The organism is Micromonospora aridisoli, from assembly GCF_056150025.1.
Window position 1 is genome coordinate 1 of record NZ_JAXCFK010000173.1, and the last position, 525, is coordinate 525.

At 34.3% G+C, this 525-nt stretch carries 1 protein-coding gene; it reads left to right on the forward strand.

The features are described 5' to 3' along the window. A partial coding sequence (locus SM447_RS29955; protein ID WP_474576218.1) for a type II secretion system F family protein occupies nt 1–525 on the forward strand: 525 nt, incomplete at both ends.

Sequence of the window (525 nt, forward strand, 5' to 3'; positions counted from 1 at the left end):
AACCTTAAAAATGCTTTAGAATTACTTGCGGACACGCAAAAAAAAGAACAAGATAAGGTTCTAATGAAAGCAATGCTTGAGGATCTAATTATTGGAACCTCTTTTTCAGAAATTATAAAATCAAATTCAGTATTTACAAAATACGAGTATTATGCGATCAAGATTGGTGAACAAACAGGTCAATTGGATCGGATAACCTCAGAATTAAGCGAATTTTATAAACGAAAAAATCAACAGCGTAGCGAGATTACCACTGCATTGACATATCCTGTTATTGTGCTTGTTACGGCATTTTTGGTGGTGGGGTTTATGCTCAAATATGTCGTGCCAATGTTTGTTGATATTTTTAAACAGAATAATGTCGATCTACCTGTGGTTACACAGATGATTGTTGATTTTTCTCAGCTTGTGGGAGATCATGGATTGGTGATGTTATTAGGGAGTGTAGTGGGGATTCTTGGGATGTTTTTTTTTTCAAAAAAAGAAGGATTTCGCAAGAGATGGGATCATGTTTTATTAAAACTA